Source organism: Commensalibacter sp. ESL0382, assembly GCF_009725775.1.
GTDB lineage: Bacteria > Pseudomonadota > Alphaproteobacteria > Acetobacterales > Acetobacteraceae > Commensalibacter > Commensalibacter melissae.
The window spans coordinates 284,016-304,594 of the sequence record NZ_WNII01000009.1 but is presented as its reverse complement, the minus strand read 5'-3'; the positions used below and the strand labels follow the sequence as shown (position 1 = coordinate 304,594).

The window sequence follows — 20,579 nt, the reverse complement described above, 5'->3', positions numbered from 1 at the left end:
GAGGAGCCTGTCAATGACACATTCCCCTGACCCGTACGGATCAGGCCGGACTGGTTATTGATATCCCCGCCACGAACCGTTACATCCCCTTTGCTCAGAGAGCCAATCTGGCCTGAACTGTTGTCAAAACGACCAGCCGCGGAAAGATTTACCATATTGTTGGAAACAAGGGTGCCATGATTAGTTACATTCCCCTGAAAATTTCCCTGTAAAGATCCATTCACAGCATTCATTTGCCCATTATTCACTACATCATGGCCGGACAGGAAAAGATTTTGTTGGGAGTTAATCATACCTGATTGGGTATTATTGATGTTTTGCGCAGTCAATTGTAATTCTGCCTGACTTAGAATCGATCCGGAATTTGTTAGATTATCTCGGATTGAAAGTTGATTCCTATCATTTCCATTGGCAATAATCTTTCCAGAATTTGTCAAGGAATTCGCCTGCAAAGAGAGCTGTTTGTCGGCCCCTATCGTCCCTGTATTTTCAACAATATCAATTTTGGCATGTAAATTGTTGCGGGCTGACATTTCACCATTAATAAGCAATTTTCCATCAGCAGTCAGCTGCATGTCGCCAGCCGTAGATGCCATACGGCCATCTACACGGACTCCGGCTCCCTTTTCGTTAACCATCATTTGAATATGATTGCCCGTCATCCCGCCCAACACAGATGTATCAATAGCAAATTCTGGTCTTTGACTGTTATCTGGTTCTTGCGCCGTTGCAGTTCCATTTACATAATCATAAATGTTGCGTCCTGCGGTGATTTTAATATCCTGACCATTTACAGGTCCTTCAATCCTAACTTTACGGCTGATAATATCCAAAACGGGAACTTCGGCAAAATTCCCGCCTTTACCTTCAAATGCCACTTCTCCATCATTTATATTGATAGACTGCAGGTGGCCTTCCTGATCAAACTGGGTTTTACCTGTTGCAAGAGAGGTTCTTGTTGTATTGACAAATCCACACCCCGCACAAGTGATTCCGCTGGGATTGGCAATAACCAGGGCAGCCTGTTTACCCGCGATTTCAGTATATCCAAGCAATCTGGTTGGAGAACGTCCAGTCACTTCATTAATAATCAAATTAGCATTATGATTATCATTCAGGTTGGGATTGCCCGTGATTTGTCCAGCCAGTTTTGTCTTGGTTATTGTGGACGAATTATTTAAAATCTGACCAGATTCATTAACGTTATACTGGTTGAAAAGATTATGTGAAACACCAGCATTATTGGGATGTGCAATATTGATCTGATCAATTCCATTATTCGTTACATCAATAGATGGCCGTTTATTTACCGGGGCTGTTGGATCAACCACTATATTAGAAGCGGGCCTGGGCCCGGCATAAACCGGAAAGGTAGAAAAAAGGTTCCCTCCCAAGAATAATCCCGTCACAATCGTGTATTTTAGACGTTTTATTAGCAAAATTCGAGAAATATAAAAGGGATTATATTTAGTTTTAAACATAGGGTACCTAATAGGAATACTAAAATAAATATTTAAAAATAAATTCTAAGAATTAATCAAAGCTTGATATGATATATATAATTTAGATCGAAGCAACAATAATTTTTTATTTAAAATTATTAAAAATGTATTTTAAAAAGAATAATTTTATATATAATCGAAAACCGTTGATAAGTTTTAGTATTATTTAATTTTATAACCATGAAAATTTTATTTTTTTAATATAACTCAGTGTTTATTATTTTTTATTTAAACCAATTTTCCATAAATAATTATGGGAATAGTGGTCAATATTTTTAAGGTTAGGGTTTTTTATGAAAAAATTGCTTTTATTAAGCGCTCTTACAATCGCTTTATTAAATTCCACTCATGGATTCGCTGCAGAAAGAACAAGTAAACAAGCATCTGATAGTAAAAATAGTTCTGCAATTTCTCCCATTACCGTAAATCAAAGAATAGGCAGCTGGGATATTCATTGTGCCTATCCAAACGCTGCGGAACAGAACAATAAAACCGTGTCCCAGGGATGTATCGCTCAACAAAATCTATTAACCAAAGGGCCTAACAACAGCCAAAGCCCTATCGCTTCTCTTTTGTTGGAAAAAGTTAAGCAAAGTAACGATTTGTCAAAACCTGTACCCTTTCAATTTACAGTGGTTGTTCCCCTTGGATTCTCTTTACAAAGTCCAGCCAATTTAACTTTCGATCGTGCAAAACCTGTCGAATTGCCTTGGGCTGCCTGTACGACAAACGGATGTATCGCAACCAAAGTTATTGATAATGACCTTCAACAGCTATTGACTAAAAACAAACTTGCCCATCTGGTCATTCATCGCGTCAACGGAACAACATTAACCATTAATTTTAATATTGATAATGTTCCTTCCATTCTTAAAACAATGGATGAGATGGTTAACAAGAAAAATCCGTAATTCCGTCCAGATACAAGATAAATGAATTTTAAGGCTGTATATCTACGATTATTCTTAATCGTCGTTCCCTGTATTTTTTTTATAAACATACAGGGATTTGCTCAAAATCTTAATCAATATCAACAATATCTGCAACATAAAGAACGACAACATTTAATGGAGACCCTACCTCCACCCTCCAGCAATGTACAGGTAAACCAGGATCAGGCCCCTGCATTGCATGGTAGGGCATGTGTGCATATCAATTCCATCATCGTCGTTAACACACAAAACCTCTCACAACTGCCAGTCAACCATATCACCAGACCATGGCAAAACAAATGCATGTCCCTTGATGATATGAATACTGTCCTAAACAAGCTCAACAAGGCCTATATTGATCATGGATTTGTAACAACTAGGGCCTATCTGCCTCAACAAGATCTCAAGTCAGGTCAATTGCATATCGTTGTGGTGGATGGAAAAATTTCAGACTTCCAATTCGAGGGAGTGTCTGCAAAAAACCATGAAACCATGGCTTTTCCATGGGTTAAGGGCGGAATTCTAAACCTGCGGGATCTGGAACAGGGAATGGATCAGATGAACCGTCTGCCTGACTGGGCTGCCACAATGAAAATTGTACCTGGTCAAAAGCCGGGCACATCAGTGGTTAAAATCAATGCCCATGATCCAGGCATTCTTCATGGTCAGCTGACAGTTGACAATAATGGACAAAGCTATTCGGGAAGAACTATCGGACGAACCATGGTTACTGCCGAAGACCTTTTCGGATTATTGGATATGTGGACTGTAGAATATGATCATTCACTCAATTCACGTCAGGGAGATGGACACAATTCCTTTTTTACCGCTGAAGGCTCAATCCCTCTGGGACCATGGACATTCTTCGGAGGATGGTATCGCTATGACGATTTCTATCGTCTACATTTCAACTGGCCAGGACAAGGACGATACGATACGACCCAAAAAGATTTCCATATCGGTGCCTCGAGAGTTGTCGCTCGTAATTCCATCGGTGTTACAACATTACAAGCTACCTATGAGCTGAAATCCTTTGACAGTTATCTCAATCATTCCAAAATGAACACGCAAAGTGCAAAACTCTCCTTCCTGAATCTTAATGCCAGTGAGTCAATGCATCTTTGGGGTGGAACATGGTATGTCAGTGTCGGAATGAAAATCGGTTTGGGGGGGGCAATGGGAGGAAAGTCCTGGATAGATAACTCAGGTCGATATAATCCCCATACGCAATATGTAAAGCCAAGTTTGGATATCGATGGATATCAACCTATCGTCGATAATTTTATGTGGCATACTTCCATCCACGGAGAATATAGCACTAAAAACCAATATGCGAATGAGCAAATGCAAATTGGCGGACCCTATACGGTCAGAGGTTTTATGCAACAAACCATGATCGGAAATGCAGGAATTTACATGCGTAATGACCTCTCATGGTTCATTCCCACAAAAAATATGGATTGTGGCGGATATCAATTCTTCTGCAACGCCCTGATTAAAAATACCGAACTCTACGGTATTCTCGATGTCGGAATGACACGGGGTGTATTTACATACAGCGATATGCCAAAAACAGAAAAAGGAGGCAACCTTGCCGGTGCAGGTTTCGGTATTCGCAAATCCTCAGGCAATATATTCTGGAACGCCTCCCTTACACACGCACTCACAACGGCGGGTCTTCCTCCAGAAGGGTGGGTTGCACTTTTCAATGTCGGTGTCAGACTGTAATTTGATCTATTCATTTTATGGGTATGGTTTTTACCCATAAAATAATTTACCCTTTACCGTTAATATTTCATTCAAACTGAATAGATAATAATCGGATTAAAAATGAATTTTCAACTATTAAATAATGTTCTTTTAACAAATGATGATGGCATTGATGCACCTGGCTTAAAAATTCTGGAAAACATAGCATCGAAAATTGCCAAGACAATCTGGGTTATTGCTCCAGAGCGGGATCAAAGCGGGACTGCTCAATCTATAAGTATTCATCACCCTTTACGCATAATGGAAAAATCAAATAATCATTTTGCAATATCCGGTACACCGGGGGATTGTGTTGTAATGGGGATTCAAGAAATTTTACCCCAACGTCCTGATCTGGTTTTATCTGGCGTGAATCGGGGAAGCAATCTTGGTATTGAAACCATATTTTCAGGTACTGTTGGCGCAGCAATGACAGGTGCCTTATTAGGAATACCTTCAATTGCTCTTAGTCAGAATTTTAGAGATGGGTATCCTGTTCAATGGAATACAGCGGAGTATTTCGGTGCAAAAATTATAGAACAAATTTTAGAACATAAAAAGAATTTAAAAAATGGGTGTATCAACATCAATTTTCCCGATTGCCAATATGATGAAGTGAATACAATAGAATACACGACACAAGGATTGGGATATATCAAGAATATTGTTCCAGTTAAAAGAAAAGATTTACGACAAAACGAATATTTCTGGCTTAATTTTGACAGACCAATCAAGGAAGATAAAATAGGAACGGAAACACAAGCCATCAATAATAAATCAATTTCAATCACTCCTCTGACATATGAAAGAACAGATTTTGATTTATTGAATCAACTTAAGAAATAAATTGAAAATTCGTCGTATTGCAAGTAATAATATTCAATTCATTATTATTGTGATGCGACACTCATACTTCCGAAAATATAATTACTGATTTGCTGTTCCAGACTAACATAAGGCACTGTATTACTGATTTTATTTCCAGCCTTGATAAAATCTCTGTTTTTTCCTGGTTTAATGATTATAACGCCATCATCCGTCATACTGATTGATGAAATGACAAACTGACTATCAGTGGGCAAATGAATGTTTTTGTTAATATCCATTTTAACTTCGGACATGAATGTCTTTTTATTAAGATTGATGGATTTTATAACCCCAACTGGAATACCCGATAAAATAACCTTTCCACCAGGGTTAACCGTATTGGAAGAAAAAAATTGAGCTTCGATAGTATATCGATCCTCTCCGGTTCCAAATAATATAAATCTAGAATATGCATAAAATCCAATAGCAATTATCAAAACAAAAGTGCTAGCCATATATGCACTAACATTTCTTTGTTTAATCATTAACATCTACCCTTTATCATTCCAACCTAACATCAATAAATAATATAATTTTAAAAAATAAAATAAAACGTCAAAATACACTATTAATTTTCAATATTTGAAATTGTCATGATCCCTTGAATCTCTGAATTATTATTTTCTAATAATACGTATTGATCAATAACTATATGATTTAATTTTTTAAAATGCCTGATAAAATATATTAAACGATTTATAATATCGAAAAAAGGTTACTTCATGTCTTTTCTTCAGACCATTTTTATTGCCATTCTACAAGGTGCAACGGAGCTTTTTCCTGTCAGCAGTCTTGGTCATGCCGTTTTAATCCCCGCTCTGCTAGGATGGCAAATTCACGCTCAAGATCCAACGTTTTTGCCATTTATGGTGATGCTTCATTTCGGCACCGCTTTTGCTCTTCTAATATTTTTCTGGAAAGATTGGAGTGCCCTTTTCAAGGGTGCATTAGGTAAGGATGGAAAAGAAATACAACGTCAAAGTTTTTATATTTTTTCTCTTCTTATTGTTGCCACCTTACCCGCAATATTCATCGGTGCCTTTTTTGAAAAATTGATCAGAAACCTTTTTTCGACACCCGATATAGTGTCAATTTTCTTGGTATGTAACGGAATAATGCTTTTTATAGTTGATAAACTCAGAAAAAATATATCGGTAGACAAAACGATTGCAATAGCTGACTTAAAAGTAAAAGATGCTTTATTTATTGGATTATTTCAATGTCTGGCTTTCTTTCCGGGGATATCACGTTCGGGGTCAACCATTGTGTCTGGATTGCTTCGAAATTTATCTCATGAAAATTCTGCAAGATTTTCCTTTCTAATGGCTCTTCCGGTAATTTTGGCGGCTTCTGCTCATCAAAGCTGGAAAATCTACAAACAGCAAATTCCTTTTGACAATATTTTACATATGGGTATTGCGACAATCATCGGATGTATTACAGCACTTCTAAGTACAGCATTTCTTATGAAATATTTCAAAAATAATGAGAAATGGGCTCTAACACCATTTGGATATTATTGTTGTGCATTAGGCATAATAGGTTTTGTTGTATTGATGTATTAAATAAATCACATTCACATTTATGTGAATTGTGATGATTGTCAAACAAGTTTTTAAATAAAGAAGGAACAAATAAATTTTTCGGGAGGAAAAATGAAACCCTCGGATCTTTCCTTAAAAAAAAACAAAACGAATTTTTTTTCTCCTAACAACCTTTTTATAATTGATCTATTTGCTTCATTGGCTGGACTTTTATTTGGCCTGGATATTGGTGTTATGGCTGGCGCAAATGATTTTATTAAAATTGAATTTTCAGCAAATGACCATGATATTGAAAAAATAGTTAGTATGATGATGTTTGGAGCCGCTTTTGGTGCTTTAATATGCGGTTGGGCCTCAGCCAAATTTGGACGAAATCGCTGTTTGATCGTAAGTGCAACCTTTTTTATCGCCGCTTCGATAGGTTGTTCCCTGTCCAATAGTGTTTCTGACCTCATCATGTGGCGATTTGTTCTAGGATTTGCAATCGGTATCGCCAGTATGACTGCCCCATTGTATCTGGCTGAAATTGCACCGGAAGAAAAAAGGGGTGCAATGATATCAACCTATCAATTAATGATAACGGTAGGAATATTCATGGCATTCATTTCCGACACTATATTCGGATATTATGGAGCATGGCGATGGATGCTGGGAATTTTGGCCGTTCCCGCAACCATATTTTTACTGGGTCTTCTAATCTTACCAAATAGCCCACGATGGTTATTAATGCATCGTCGAAGAAAAGAAGCCTATAATGTTTTATCCTCTATTAGAAATAATGATAATACCCTAATAAAGAGAGAAATTAAAAATATTGAAATGCAACTGGAAAATTCCCAAAAAGGATTTTATTTATTTCTCTATAACTCGAATTTCAAACGTTCTGTTCTATTGGGTATTTGTTTACAGATTATACAGCAATTTACAGGTATGAACGTTATTATGTATTATGCCCCTCGCATATTTGCCAATATGGGATATCACGGTCATGCACGGTTATGGTTTACAGCCTTAGTTGGTCTGGTAAATTTTTTCGCAACCTTTCTTGCCATCGGAATATGTGATAAATCGGGTCGAAAACCAATATTGTATATCGGTTTTACGATGATGGCGATTGGATTAGGGTCTGTCAGTTTTCTTTTAGATAATAATATCCAAACAAATTCTTATCTTCAATATTGCTGTGTTACAATGCTATTAATGTTTATTATCGGTTTTGCCATGTCTGCAGGGCCTTTAATCTGGACGATATGTTCCGAAATACAACCTTTGCAAGGACGTGATTTTGGTATTGCTGTTTCAACAGTGGTAAATTGGTTGGCAAATTTTTGGGTGGGATTCACTTTCTTGACATTGATCAATACATTCGGTGCTTCACATACCATTTTGTTATATGCCTGCCTAAATCTGATTTTTATCGTTTTCATTTTCGCATTTGTACCTGAAACGTCAAATATTAGTCTGGAGCAAATAGAAGAAAATTTAATGGAAGGTCAACCCTTAAGAAAAATTGGCAGATAGATTTTTTATAATCAGCATTTTATAATAGATCGCTTTGATGAAATCCGTTCAAATAAAAAATTGGTAAATAACGGCTGATATAGCTATACATCCCATTATGGTTATAAAAATATTGCTTGATTTTCCTTTAAATTTTGCCAATTCAGGTAATTTGTGAATGGCAACCATAGGAAGAATAAATAAAATAACAGCAAGAACTGGTCCACCAATGGATTCAATCATACCTAAAATACTGGGATTATTGCTTGAAACAAACCATGTAACTACATATACAAAAAATAACGCACATCGATCCAAAGTTTTACGGGAAATGTTTTTCCCAAAAAAATGATATAATGATTTTTCCAAAACCCCATTAAATCCTTCCTTCGCCCCAAGATAATGGCCAAGAAAGGATTTGCAAATTGCTACAAAAGCAACGATTGGCGCTATAAATTTTAAAAATGGGGTATGGAAGTGGTTAGCCAAATAGGAAAGAATGGTGATATTTGCCTTTTTCGCTTCAATTAAATTGGCTGGGCTCAGACATAAAGCACAACTAAATACAAAAAATAATACTGTAACTACCATCATCAAATTACTGTATTTAATAATCTGTGAACATTTTGGTTCAACCCATCTACCATACTCTTTGCTTTTGGTAACAGCTAGGGAAGAAATAATCGGTGAGTGATTAAATGCAAAAACCGCAACAGGTATAGTCAACCATAATGTTAGAAACATTCCATTGCCTCCCTCCTGTGATGCTCCAGATAAACTTACATACCTGAAAAGATTCAGGTTCCAATGCGGGATAAGAAATAAAGAAATCAATATTAAAATTGCAACAAATGGATAGACCAGGGTCGACATTATTTTGACTATCAGATTTTCACCACACTGAACGATCATTATCAAAAAACTGATTAAAAAAAACGAAGTCAACGCTCTGGGCGGTGGTGTCAATCCAAGTTGATGTTGCATGAAACTTTGAACAGTATTAACAAGACTTACACCATAAACCAATAAAATAGGAAATATTGCAAAAAAATAAAATAATGTGATTAAATACCCAATTTTTTTTCCAAATTTTTCTTCAACGACAACGGTAATATCACCATAATCATTTTCGGATCCCGACAATACAAACCTACATAAAGCCTGATGTGCATAAAATGTCATTGGAAAGGCAAGAATAGTCAATAAAAGTAAAGGAATTAATCCACCAGCCGCAGCGTTAATCGGTAAAAAAAGTACTCCTGCACCGATCGCCGTTCCATAAAGACTCAACATCCAAACTGTATCACTTGAACGCCATTTGGGCATTTTATCTAAAATTTGATTATTTTTCATTAAAGCTTTACTTTTTTATGATTGAGTATGATTAACGCTTTATAAATCGGATAAAAAAAAATTTCAAAAATATTATTTAACTCTCCCTCGCAGGAAAATTGAAAAATATGAAAAATATATCAATTGTGATTACGTAGTGATTTTGTATTGAAATATGTATTTTATATGCTCCCAAAATAAATGATATTTGAATAATTTAAGGAACATATAACTTAATCTATCTGTTACTGATCTTAATTATTCAACAGTTACGGATTTTGCAAGATTTCTGGGTTGATCTACATCCGTGCCTTTTAAAATGGCAGCTTCATAAGCAAGCATCTGGACGGGTACCGTATAAAGGATTGGCGCTACAAAAGCATGAACTGTAGGCAAAACAATAATCTGTTCTGCAATGGTTGACAATGCCTCTGCACCCTTTGCATCAGTGAAAGCAATAATATGTCCACCCCTTGCTTTTGCTTCCTGTAAATTTGAAAGTGTTTTTTCAAATAAAAAACCGGAAGGCACAACCGCAATGACCGGAACCGTTTGATCAATCAGGGCAATCGGGCCATGTTTCATCTCACCTGCGGCATAGGCATCAGCATGAATATACGAGATTTCTTTCAGTTTTAACGCTCCCTCCATTGCAACAGGATACATTATCCCTCTTCCCAGATAAATCACACTTTGAGCATTGGCAATTTTATGGGCAATTTCCTGAATTTTATCTTTCATTTGCAAAACTTCAGCAACACGACTGGGGAGATCCATCAATGCAGTCAAACATACTTTTTTATTTTCAGGGGTAATCTTATTTTTCTCACGAGCGATAACAAGGGTAAGACATGATAATACTGTCAATTGGGCTGTAAACGCTTTTGTAGAGGCGACAGCAATTTCCACACCAGCATCCGTACCGAGAACAACATCACTTTCTCTGGCTATAGTACTGAATTCATTATTTAAAATAGAAACTATTTTTTGATGTTCATTTTTTAAATTTCTCAAGGCTGCCAAGGTATCGGCCGTTTCTCCTGATTGCGATATGACCAATCCCATCCCTTGACTTTCAACAGGAGGATTGCGATAGCGCATTTCACTTGCAACATCTATATCAATGGGCAATCTGGCATATTCCTCCAACCAATAACGTCCAATAAGACCAGCATAAAATGCTGATCCACATGCCGTAATTATACCCCTTTTCAACGTTGATAAATCGAATGGCATATGAGGCAATATTATTTTATGGGATGATGGATCGACAAACCGCCTTAAAGTCTGCCCTATGACAATTGGATGCTCATGAAGTTCTTTCTCCATATAATGACGGTAACCATTTTTACCGACAACCCCTGACATCAACGCCGTTTTTTGAATTGGACATTCAACTTTTCCACCTTCCATATCTAAAAATTCAGCACCTTCTCGTGTCAAAACAGTCCATACGCCATCCGGCATATAGGCAACTTTTGTGGTAAGAGGTGCGATTGCCAGACTGTCAGACCCCACAAACATTTCATGATCACCATATCCGACAACCAGTGGGGCACCATGTCTAGCCCCGATTATAAGATTATCATCACAGGAAAAAATCATCGCAATGGCATAAGCTCCCTCAAGCCTTTTCAAAGCCTTGAAGGCAGCTTCTTGGGGTGCACATCCCTGTTTCAGATAATAATCGACAAGCTGCACAATTGTTTCACTATCCGTTTCACTTTTGAACACTTGTCCTAGCTCTGTCAACTCTTTTCTTAATGCAACATGATTTTCAATAATTCCATTATGAACAACAGCCACACGATCCGTCATGTGAGGATGCGCGTTGTTTTCCGTGGGAGCTCCATGTGTTGCCCATCTCGTATGACCAATGCCCAGATTGCCGCTTATTGGGGAAGACAGAAGTAATTTCGATAAATTATCAAGTTTTCCAGGAGCTCTACGACGATTTAACAGGCCATGATCCAATATTGCAATCCCTGCAGAATCATATCCCCGATATTCAAGACGACGCAAAGCTTCCATAATCAGAGGAGTAACAGATTGGTTCCCTAGTATTCCAACAATCCCACACATAAACTTCCCTTTAATATCAGTTTTTTAATGTAACCTTGCTATTTTTATTTACCTGCCTGGCCCTACCAAATGCTTTGGCATTATCAGGAACATCATCCGTTATCACGCTTCCTGCCGCAATTAAACTTTTATTACCAATTTCTACAGGAGCAACAAGAATGGCATCAGAACCTACAAATACCTCATCTCCAATGACCGTCTTATGTTTTCTCGATCCATCATAATTACAGGTTATCGTTCCTGCACCAATATTTGTCTTTTTACCAACAATGCTGTCACCAAGATAGGAAAGATGATTTGCTTTCGCCCCGTCACCTAAAGCTGTAGCTTTCAATTCCACAAAATTACCGACATGCGCATCCTGACCCACCACCGTATCAGGTCTGATACGAGCATATGGACCAATTATGGCATTTTGTTTAATTTCGCAGCCTTCAAGATGACTGAATGATTTGATTTCAACCCCTGAACGAATGACCACATTTTTGCCAAAAACAATATTGGGATGAAGAATTACATCATTTTCAATCTTGGTATCATAAGACATAAAAACAGTTTCCGGTGAAATCATTGTCACCCCGTTATCCATCGCCTGTTTTCTCAATCTTTTTTGAATTATGGATTCAGCAAAAGCCAATTCAGATTGCGAATTAATCCCTGCAAGTTCCGTTTCTGAAGCCCTTAGAGCCTTTACCACCTTATGTTCCCTAACTGCTAAAGAAACAATATCTATAATATAATATTCTTTTTTTGCATTATGATTTTCAATTTCTTTCAGCCATTTGGAAAAATACAGTGCGTCCGCACATATTACCCCAGAATTGCACAATTTTATTTTTTTTTCTGCGTCAGAGGCATCAAGTGTTTCCACAATCTTTATTACATGACCATTATTTTCAATCACACGTCCATAAGCCTTGGGATCATTACATTCCATAGCTAATAAAACCAAATCAGTTTTTGGTTTTTTTTTCTCATCAATAAGTCGCTGTAATGTATTTTCCCGTATCAGGGGATTGTCAGCATTTAGAACAGTGACAATACCCTTTCCAAAATAGGCCTCTGCCTGCAATGCAGCATGGGCGGTTCCCAATCTGTGCTTCTGGATTACAACCTGATGCGGTTTTACAAGATCGGCAAGAGTCTCCATATGCGGACCGAGAACCACAATAATTCGATCAAAAACCTTTTCGACCTGATTTAATAATAAACGTATCATTGGAAGCCCTGCAATGGGGTGCATTGCCTTCGGTTTTGAAGATTTCATACGGGTTCCCATTCCTGCAGCCAGAATAACTGCAACGGTTTCCGTAGTGGAATTTGATAATTTATGCATTGTTTGTCATGATATTTGTAAAAAATTTATGTCATACTATCAAAATATTTACACTTTTTATATCCCAAATGAGGCTTAAAACAAAAATTATGAATATAAAACCTTATCCCTTGATCGTATTTGATATGGATGGAACCTTAATTGACAGTCTTCCAGATATAGATCGCAGTTGTCAGACTTTGCTGAAATCCTATGGATTGCCTCCTATCAGTACACAATCAGTGCGTTCTACATTGGGTGACGGAATTAAGGTGACAGTTGAAAAAATTCTAGATAATGCAGGAAAAGAGGCAAGTTTTATTGACAGAAATGAGGCTATTGAAAGATTTGTCAAGGATTATCTCCCACATGCGGCCGATCTTTCCAAACCCTTTGAAGGGGCGGAAGAAGTTCTAATAAAATTTAAAAAAAATGGTTGGAAAATAGCATTATGTTCCAATAAAATTACGCAAGCAGCCAAGAATATTTTGGAAAAACTCAATCTGCAATCATATTTTGATTTTATCGCTGGAGGTGATTGTTTTGCAGATAAAAAACCTTATCCGGTTCATCTTTTAGGAATAATCAACTATCTTCAAGTTTCACCAACTAAAACTGTAATGGTAGGTGATCACCTAAACGATATTCTTGTCGCCAGGAACGCACACATTACGGGAAGCATATTTGCTGAATGGGGCTATGGTGATTTGTGTATTGGAAAAGAAGCAACCATGCGTGCCCGCTCCATAAAGGATGTACCGATAATTGCTGAGAAAATGATTGATAAAAAACCTTGATCATTTTGTAGCCTGTCTCAGAATTACTATTACATTTCCCATTTTTGGATTGTTAAATTCAAAACGGACAGGTAACATTCCTATATTGTCAATCTCTTTAAACCATAAATATCCAGGTTGGGGTTGTGCTGATAGAGCGCGGTGACGTGAACGTTTGAGACCAGCCGTTTGTTGAGCCACCGCCTTACAAAATAATGCTTCTCCCTTATAGGGGCTTGTCCACGAAGATGGTATAGGCATTGTACCAGCCGCCTTACTTTGAAACGTGAATATACGAGAGCCATCAAAAATCTTGAATTGGTCGTTACAGTTTTTATTCGCTCTGACCCGCTGAACCAATTGCAACATTGCACTTAAGATATCTATACTGTTATTCCTTTGACTTTCAGTCACAACATCACGATTGTCTTCAATTGCAGGATCAAGTTTTTCTATCTTTACATTTTGTTTATGGTTAAAATCTATATTAGCAACGAATTTCTTACCTTTGGATTTTCCAGATGATTGGTATTCATTTGGTAACAAATTACTATTATTGATTTCCCCTTGAACTGATGACATCATATCCAGATTTATGAAAAGACTTATAACACCTGCAGAATTAAAATGAGCTTTTGCAAAATAATTGTCCGATGTTAATACGTACGATGCCTTTATAACAATAACATGTAAATTCTTGTTATACACATCAAATATCAAGTTAACCGGTTTAGGGAAATTTAAATTATTTTGTGCTTTTACAAGCGAATTATCAAAAAATATCCATGACAAAATACACAATATTAACATTTTATAATATTTTACCATGACTACTCTCTTTCAAAAGATGTCTTCTATAGACAGAGTATAGAATATTCTAAAAAAAGTATATAAATATCATGGTAAAACATTTAATTGATTAAATGCTAAAAACTCCTGTTCCAAAAGCCTCAACATGAATTTTTTCAGGTGGAATACCTTTTTCCTTCAATTTTTTACCCTCATCTTTCATGAATTCAACAGGTCCACAAAGATAATAATCAGCATCTTTATCAAAAATTGACTGATCTATCCTATTGATATCCATACGCCCTTGATAGTCATAATCTATTCCCTGTCTATCTTCACCATCAGGTTTTGAATAAAAAATAAAGCGATTAAAAGTGGGACTTTTTTCAACAATTTCATTTACTTTTTCACGTAAGGCATGTTGTTTACCATTATGTGTTCCGTGAATGAAATGAACAGAACGATTACTTTGTTTTTCATGCAGAAAAGACAGCATGGAATACATGGGAGTAATTCCAACCCCGGCACTCATAAGAATAATTGGATTTTTCCCTTGCTGATTTAGATAGAATTCTCCTGCTGGTGCAGACAGATCTATGATATCCCCAACATCATAACTCTTATGAAGTAGATTGGAAACCTTACCTGCCGGAGTTTTCCCCTTACCATCTTCACGTTTAACCGTAATACGCAACGAATCTTTTCCAGGAGAATCAGATAATGTATATTGACGCGGCTGAATTAAATTCCATTCCGGGACATAAATTCGAACTGAAACATATTGTCCAGGATAAAATTCTGGAAGCTTGCCCCCATCAACCGGTTGTAGATAAAACGACGTGATTTGTTCGCTTTCAGGAATTTTCTTGACTATTTTAAATCCTCTCCAACCTGTCCATGCATGTTCCCTGATCTGTTCTTTGTATATGCCCAATTCAATATCAATTAACAGTTGAGCCAATTGTTGATAGGCAGCTCCCCAAGCTTCGATCAAATCATCTGTAGCGGCTTCACCCAATACCTCACTAATAGATGCCAGAAGATGTTCCCCAACAATAGGATAATGTTCCGCCCGAATATTCAGGCTTACATGTTTATTGGCAATATGAATGAAAGCATTTTCTAGTATGGTTGGATTATCGATATTTTCTGCATATGCCAGGACAGCCGTAGCAAGTGCATGTTGTTGCTTTCCGGCTTCTTGATGTCCACGGTTAAAAATCTGTTTAAGTTCAGCATTATTATTCAACATCCGTTTATAGAAATAGGAAGTTAGTTCAATACCATGCTCTCTTAAAACTGGCACTGTATTTTTAACAAGCGTTTTTTGAGCTTCGGTTAGCATTTATAGTGACCCTTAATTTTAATTAAATAATATATTTAAAATACATCTTTAATAAAAATCTTAATAAACCCTGTTACAACTAAGATAAATCATTAAAGATGTATTCAATATACTCTTTTTAAGAAAAAATAAAAGTAAATTATTAATAAAATTTTATAATTTTAGTCTTAACTTTGCTTGATTGATGGTCTCATCTGTATCATCAATCGAGGTGACACGCCATGTTTCAAGTTTCCCCTCAAACATCCTGATTCGTTTTTCATTAATCATTGAATTGATGAAGGAAGAAATTCTTTTTGATTTACCGGGCAATGGCAAGATCATTACTGGTACAGAAGTGGCAATAGCCTCAGAAACCATTGAAACACTATCAATTGTAACCAATATATAATCAGCACATGCCAGTAATCCTAAATAGGGATTTTCTCCCTCACCATTCCAAATATATACACTAAATGGTGATAATATCTCTTTCAATCTTTTTAAAGCTGAAGGATTCGTTCTTCTTGAAGGAGTTACCGCAAGTGAAATATTGTTTTTGGTAATAACCCTTTTTAATTGATAAGCAATCTGTTCAGCTTCTTTTACACCAAATTTGAATCTGCCATTATTTCCGCCCAGCAAAACACTTACCAATGGTTTTACCGGATCATGAAGAATGGAATTCCAATAATGCAAATTTTCAGACAGCAATGAGGGAGTTATATGATGCAATGCATTACGCGATACAAGAACATTATCCGCTTTAATATTATCATGAGGATTGGCAATGATAAGATCGAATTTATTTAATGCGATACGCGGATTCTGTATATGTATGGCTATATGATTTTTCTTGCGTAAGTCGGCATTTACAACACCCCCCACACTTCCTACGCTTACAATTACAGAATTATCTTTTGGTTGAAAAGGAAATACCGCTTTCAAAGGATTGGGCCAAAAGGGTGCTGAAATAAATTTCCAGGGCAATCTAGGTTTTAACTGATGAAAACTGTAATCAAATTGTGCCCTTTTAACAAACCCAAGGGCTTGCGTTTTCATTCCAGCAAAATTTTCTGTCAAAATTGAAACTTCTGTCATCAAGTATCTAACTTTAAATGAAAATTGAATTTCTCGTTTATTTGCGAAATTAAATCCTTTGCCATTTTTTTCCATTCATGTGACGTATCTATATGTTCTCTTTTTAACGGAAAAGGCAACTCCAGAATTTTCTCAATATTTTTGGCTATATCTTCAGGATTGGGATTGCATAAAAAAACAAGGTCTTTATGATTGCATTGCTCCATTAATCCTCCTACCCTTGTTATTAAAACGGGTTTTGAAAATGCCAGGGCAATGGCCAAAACACCACTTTGACTGGCCTCCTCATACGGCAAGATTATAGCATCCGCCCATTCAAAAATGGATGCAATTTCATTTTCCGGAACCCATCTATTTTCGACATATACATTTTTTCTACGATTTAACAGTTTTAAAACCTTGCTTTTTGGACCCTGCCCTACTATACGAACTATATAAGACCTATCCGATTTGACTAGTTTTAAAGCGTCATTTAACAGATCAAACCCTTTATAAGGCAAAAGACGACCAAAATTCAAAAGATGTATTTCATTTTTGTTTTTTGAAACAGAAATATTTTCATAATCATATTTTAAAGGGGGATGCCATACCCTTATAAATTTTGATTTTGATAAAAAATTCCTTTTATTTAATTGATTGTATACGTATTGAGTAAAAGTTACGATCAAATCTGAATTTTTAATCAACTGTCTTTGCAAAAAATGTTGAAAAAGATATCCATCCCCCGGATGAGGATAAGCATCGTGAATAATTACAACACATGGGATTTTCAATATTTTCAAGGCCGAAATCATAATCATATCTAATAATCCCGGCATTGTGCATATGGCCAAGTCTACCTTATTTTTTTTAAGATGATATATCAAATACAATATCCAATAAGGAGACTCTATCCATCGTATTAAATATCCCAATATTGATGAATATGTTTTAAACTTTATACCAATTTGACATTCCGGATTATAATCAATAATTTCAGCCCGATCGGATAAGGATAGTAGAATGTTTAAATTTTTAATAGATCTTAAAGCATTTGACAATTCAACAGCAATTTTTGGTCCCGCTCCCTTTCTACCCCATTGCCATACTAAAATATTAAATGATTTATCCATTATTTCTTACCAAATAATTATTAAATCTTTTTTTTAAAAATTTTGAATTAAATATCGTTTTAATTTTATTTTTAGATAAAACACCTAAATTATTACGATAGTTTTCATTGTAAAACAATTCATTAATTTTTTTAGCGGCGAATTCAATATCAGGTTCAGCCCACAAGGCATTCGGCAATTCATATACTTTTCGTGGGTCTTTTACAGGTATCAGTTTGTAATTAACAGGAACACCACAGTTTTCATCAATATACTCACTAGTTGCAGACCAATTAGTGGAAATAACAGCTTTTCCGTATTGCATAGCTTCTGCTGGCACCAACCCAAAACCTTCACTGCGATGAAGTGACAAAATAATATCAGAATGAAATATAAGCGCCCTATTTTCCTCTGTTGTCAATAAATTAGTATAAAGAATGATATTTTTTTGTCCATCTATTGCTTTCTTTAATTCATTAAAATCCTGACGGAAATCATTAATATAGGAAACCTTGAGAATAAGGCTAATTTTATCATGAGCTATTGTTTCACACGCTTTTCTAAAAGCCCTGATTGCGGCTATAGGATTTTTTCTAACAAAAGATGAAGAAAGATTAAAAGATGTTAATATATTTAAAGTTGCTTGGGGTAAACCAAGACTTTCACGAGTTAGACCTGACGCAATTGCTACAGGATATGCTGCAATAGGATGAGGAACAACCGTAATCTTTTTTTGATATTTATTAGCCCAATGTTTAACGGCTTTTGCGACAAAACGAGAGGGTACCCATATTTCATGAACAAATCTGAAACCCACCTCCCATTCTTTTGGCAAAATTTCAAGCTCCCATGCCCAATAACCTATTATTTTTCTGTTTTTCAATAAAAAACGAGGTAAATTCAATAATGCAAATGCCAATTGTGGGGCATTGATATGAAAAATCAATGATGCGTATGGATAAACTGATAAAATTCTACGCGCTTCCTTATATTTTGTATAAGAAAAACCATAGGGGTCGATATCGATTTTCTGAACGGTTACATTTTCGTTTTTAAGTGCATTATACATTATACGCGCACCTTCACCCAAACCAGAAGCTTTTGAAAACTCACCAATTATAATTACGCTTTGGTCACAAAAGGGTTCTGATGATATAGAAGGTGCTAATATCCCCCCCACTTTGCTTAGATAAAATCTTCGCTGATATGGGGGCAATAAACGCCATAATTTATGAAATGGCTGAATCTGCAATACCCTTGAAATAATTACTGTTTATATATAGGAAAGCGTTTACATAAAGCCATGACTTTATCGCGAACAGCTTTTTCCGCAAAACTGTTATCATTATCTTTGGCATTTGCCAATGGGGATAGAACTTCATTTATCAAGAGACCAATTTCACGAAATTCTGCTTCACCAAACCCTCTAGTTGTCCCTGCTGGACTACCTAGACGAATACCGGAAGTAATGGCCGGTTTTTCCGGATCAAAAGGAACCGCATTTTTATTTGCGGTTATTCCCGCTCTTTCCAAACTTTCTTCCGCCTGTTTTCCCGTTACTTTCTTGGGACGTAAATCAACAAGTAACAAATGGCTGTCCGTACCATTTGTAACAATATCAAATCCACATTCAATCAAGGTGTCTGCCAATACACGGGCATTGTTTGCCACCGCTTTTTGATAGGTCTTGAATTCCGGACGCATTGCTTCAGCAAAGGCCACCGCTTTTGCAGCGATGACATGCATCAATGGACCACCCTGTAATCCGGGAAATACTGCTGAATTGATTTTTTTAGCCAAATCGGGACTATTTGTTAAAACAATTCCTCCACGAGGTCCACGTAAAGTTTTATGCGTTGTACTGGTGACAATATCAGCGTAATCCATTGGGTTTGGGAAAAGGCCTGCTGCAACCAATCCGGCAAAATGAGCCATGTCAACCATCAGAAAAGCACCAACTTCATCGGCAATTTTTCTGAAACGGGCGAAATCAATAATTCTGGGATATGCAGATCCACCTGCAATAATCAAACGTGGTTTTTCATTTCTCGCAGTCGCCTCGAGCTCGTCATAATCAATCAAGCCATCCTCTTTTCGAATTCCATAGTGCAATGCATGGAACCATTTTCCAGAAAAATTAGGTGCCGCACCATGGGTTAAATGTCCACCCGCTGCCAAATTCATTCCCAATACTTTTTCACCAGGTTTGACAGTAGCCATAAATGCAGCCAGATTGGCATTCGCACCGGAATGTGGTTGAACATTGGCAAATTGCGCGTTGAAAATTTTCTTGACACGTTCAATTGCCAGAACTTCCACCTTATCAACTTCACCACATCCGCCATAATAACGACGTCCGGGATATCCTTCAGCATATTTATTCGTCAATACGCTACCCTGAGCCTCTAAAACTGCCTTGGAAACAATATTTTCACTTGCTATTAACTCAATACCGTCCTGTTGACGGGTAAGTTCGCTTTGTAAAGCTGCGTAAACCTCAGGATCTGTTTGAGAAACATCAGATTGAAAAAATTGATGATATAATTTATTTTCGGACATTCATGGATTCCTAGAAAACTACATATTTAAGAGACTCTCTAATAAATATTCAATTTTGTGATTTTCTGCAATTAAATATGTAAGATAATACGCTATTACTGAAAAAATAAATTCCA

Annotated in this window: 17 protein-coding genes; 6 read left to right on the top strand and 11 right to left on the bottom strand. The window is 36.4% G+C overall.

Features of this window, described 5'->3' with window-relative positions; translation table 11 throughout:
- A partial coding sequence (locus tag GM552_RS04220) for a filamentous hemagglutinin N-terminal domain-containing protein (RefSeq protein WP_155565403.1) occupies positions 1 to 1,481 on the bottom strand: 1,481 nt, incomplete at its 3' end.
- Positions 1,482 to 1,795: 314 nt separating this feature from the next.
- Here GM552_RS04220 and GM552_RS04215 point away from each other — a divergent pair.
- From GM552_RS04215 to surE, 3 genes are all read left to right on the top strand, one after another.
- The gene (locus GM552_RS04215; RefSeq protein ID WP_155565402.1) at positions 1,796 to 2,413 is read left to right on the top strand and encodes an invasion associated locus B family protein; all 618 of its coding nucleotides are present in this window, start codon (positions 1,796 to 1,798) and stop codon (positions 2,411 to 2,413) included.
- A gap of 21 nt (positions 2,414 to 2,434) precedes the next feature.
- The gene (locus tag GM552_RS04210) at positions 2,435 to 4,162 is read left to right on the top strand and encodes a ShlB/FhaC/HecB family hemolysin secretion/activation protein (protein WP_155565401.1); all 1,728 of its coding nucleotides are present in this window, start codon (positions 2,435 to 2,437) and stop codon (positions 4,160 to 4,162) included.
- A gap of 102 nt (positions 4,163 to 4,264) precedes the next feature.
- Positions 4,265 to 5,029 (top strand): 5'/3'-nucleotidase SurE, encoded by a 765-nt coding sequence (gene surE, locus GM552_RS04205; RefSeq protein ID WP_155565400.1) that lies wholly within the window; start codon positions 4,265 to 4,267, stop codon positions 5,027 to 5,029.
- Between the two features lie 44 nt (positions 5,030 to 5,073).
- Here surE and GM552_RS04200 read toward each other — a convergent pair whose 3' ends face one another.
- On the bottom strand, positions 5,074 to 5,535 hold the full coding sequence (locus tag GM552_RS04200; protein ID WP_196424124.1) for an MlaD family protein: 462 nt from the start codon (positions 5,533 to 5,535) through the stop codon (positions 5,074 to 5,076).
- 237 nt (positions 5,536 to 5,772) lie between these two features.
- On the opposite strand from GM552_RS04200, the gene GM552_RS04195 reads away from it, so the two are divergent.
- Both GM552_RS04195 and GM552_RS04190 read left to right on the top strand, forming a co-directional pair.
- The gene (locus tag GM552_RS04195) at positions 5,773 to 6,615 is read left to right on the top strand and encodes an undecaprenyl-diphosphate phosphatase (RefSeq protein WP_155565398.1); all 843 of its coding nucleotides are present in this window, start codon (positions 5,773 to 5,775) and stop codon (positions 6,613 to 6,615) included.
- Positions 6,616 to 6,705: 90 nt separating this feature from the next.
- A complete protein-coding gene (locus GM552_RS04190) occupies positions 6,706 to 8,115 on the top strand; it encodes a sugar porter family MFS transporter (RefSeq protein ID WP_155565397.1) in 1,410 nt (469 codons plus the stop codon).
- 48 nt (positions 8,116 to 8,163) lie between these two features.
- On the opposite strand, the gene GM552_RS04185 is transcribed toward GM552_RS04190, so the two are convergent.
- The 3 genes from GM552_RS04185 to glmU all read right to left on the bottom strand — a co-directional run bounded on the left by GM552_RS04185 (position 8,164) and on the right by glmU (position 12,844).
- Positions 8,164 to 9,447 carry an aromatic amino acid transport family protein gene (locus tag GM552_RS04185; protein ID WP_155565396.1) on the bottom strand — a complete coding sequence of 428 codons (1,284 nt, stop codon included), beginning with the start codon at positions 9,445 to 9,447 and terminating at the stop codon, positions 8,164 to 8,166.
- 237 nt (positions 9,448 to 9,684) lie between these two features.
- The gene (glmS, locus tag GM552_RS04180) at positions 9,685 to 11,508 is read right to left on the bottom strand and encodes a glutamine--fructose-6-phosphate transaminase (isomerizing) (protein WP_155565395.1); all 1,824 of its coding nucleotides are present in this window, start codon (positions 11,506 to 11,508) and stop codon (positions 9,685 to 9,687) included.
- Positions 11,509 to 11,524: 16 nt separating this feature from the next.
- Positions 11,525 to 12,844, bottom strand: a complete 1,320-nt coding sequence (glmU, locus tag GM552_RS04175) for a bifunctional UDP-N-acetylglucosamine diphosphorylase/glucosamine-1-phosphate N-acetyltransferase GlmU (RefSeq protein WP_155565394.1) — start codon at positions 12,842 to 12,844, stop codon at positions 11,525 to 11,527.
- Positions 12,845 to 12,933: 89 nt separating this feature from the next.
- Between glmU and GM552_RS04170 the strand changes: the two genes are divergently transcribed.
- Entirely contained in the window at positions 12,934 to 13,620 is a 687-nt protein-coding gene (locus GM552_RS04170; RefSeq protein ID WP_196424848.1) for an HAD family hydrolase, read from the top strand.
- On the opposite strand, the gene GM552_RS04165 is transcribed toward GM552_RS04170, so the two are convergent.
- The 6 genes from GM552_RS04165 to glyA all read right to left on the bottom strand — a co-directional run bounded on the left by GM552_RS04165 (position 13,621) and on the right by glyA (position 20,463).
- Positions 13,621 to 14,409, bottom strand: coding sequence for a DUF3108 domain-containing protein (locus GM552_RS04165; protein ID WP_230882753.1), 789 nt, complete (start codon positions 14,407 to 14,409; stop codon positions 13,621 to 13,623).
- Positions 14,410 to 14,518: 109 nt separating this feature from the next.
- Positions 14,519 to 15,733 carry an NO-inducible flavohemoprotein gene (gene hmpA, locus GM552_RS04160; protein WP_155565391.1) on the bottom strand — a complete coding sequence of 405 codons (1,215 nt, stop codon included), beginning with the start codon at positions 15,731 to 15,733 and terminating at the stop codon, positions 14,519 to 14,521.
- A gap of 153 nt (positions 15,734 to 15,886) precedes the next feature.
- A complete protein-coding gene (locus GM552_RS04155) occupies positions 15,887 to 16,813 on the bottom strand; it encodes a mitochondrial fission ELM1 family protein (protein ID WP_155565390.1) in 927 nt (308 codons plus the stop codon).
- Complete coding sequence (locus GM552_RS04150; protein WP_155565389.1) at positions 16,813 to 17,925, bottom strand: glycosyltransferase family 4 protein; 1,113 nt, start codon at positions 17,923 to 17,925, stop codon at positions 16,813 to 16,815. The genes GM552_RS04155 and GM552_RS04150 overlap by 1 nt, the downstream gene beginning before the upstream one ends.
- Positions 17,918 to 19,156 carry a glycosyltransferase family 4 protein gene (locus tag GM552_RS04145; protein WP_155565388.1) on the bottom strand — a complete coding sequence of 413 codons (1,239 nt, stop codon included), beginning with the start codon at positions 19,154 to 19,156 and terminating at the stop codon, positions 17,918 to 17,920. Before GM552_RS04145 ends, GM552_RS04150 begins: the two co-directional genes overlap by 8 nt.
- A 14-nt stretch (positions 19,157 to 19,170) precedes the next feature.
- Entirely contained in the window at positions 19,171 to 20,463 is a 1,293-nt protein-coding gene (gene glyA / locus GM552_RS04140) for a serine hydroxymethyltransferase (RefSeq protein WP_155565387.1), read from the bottom strand.
- Between the last annotated feature and the right edge of the window lie 116 nt (positions 20,464 to 20,579).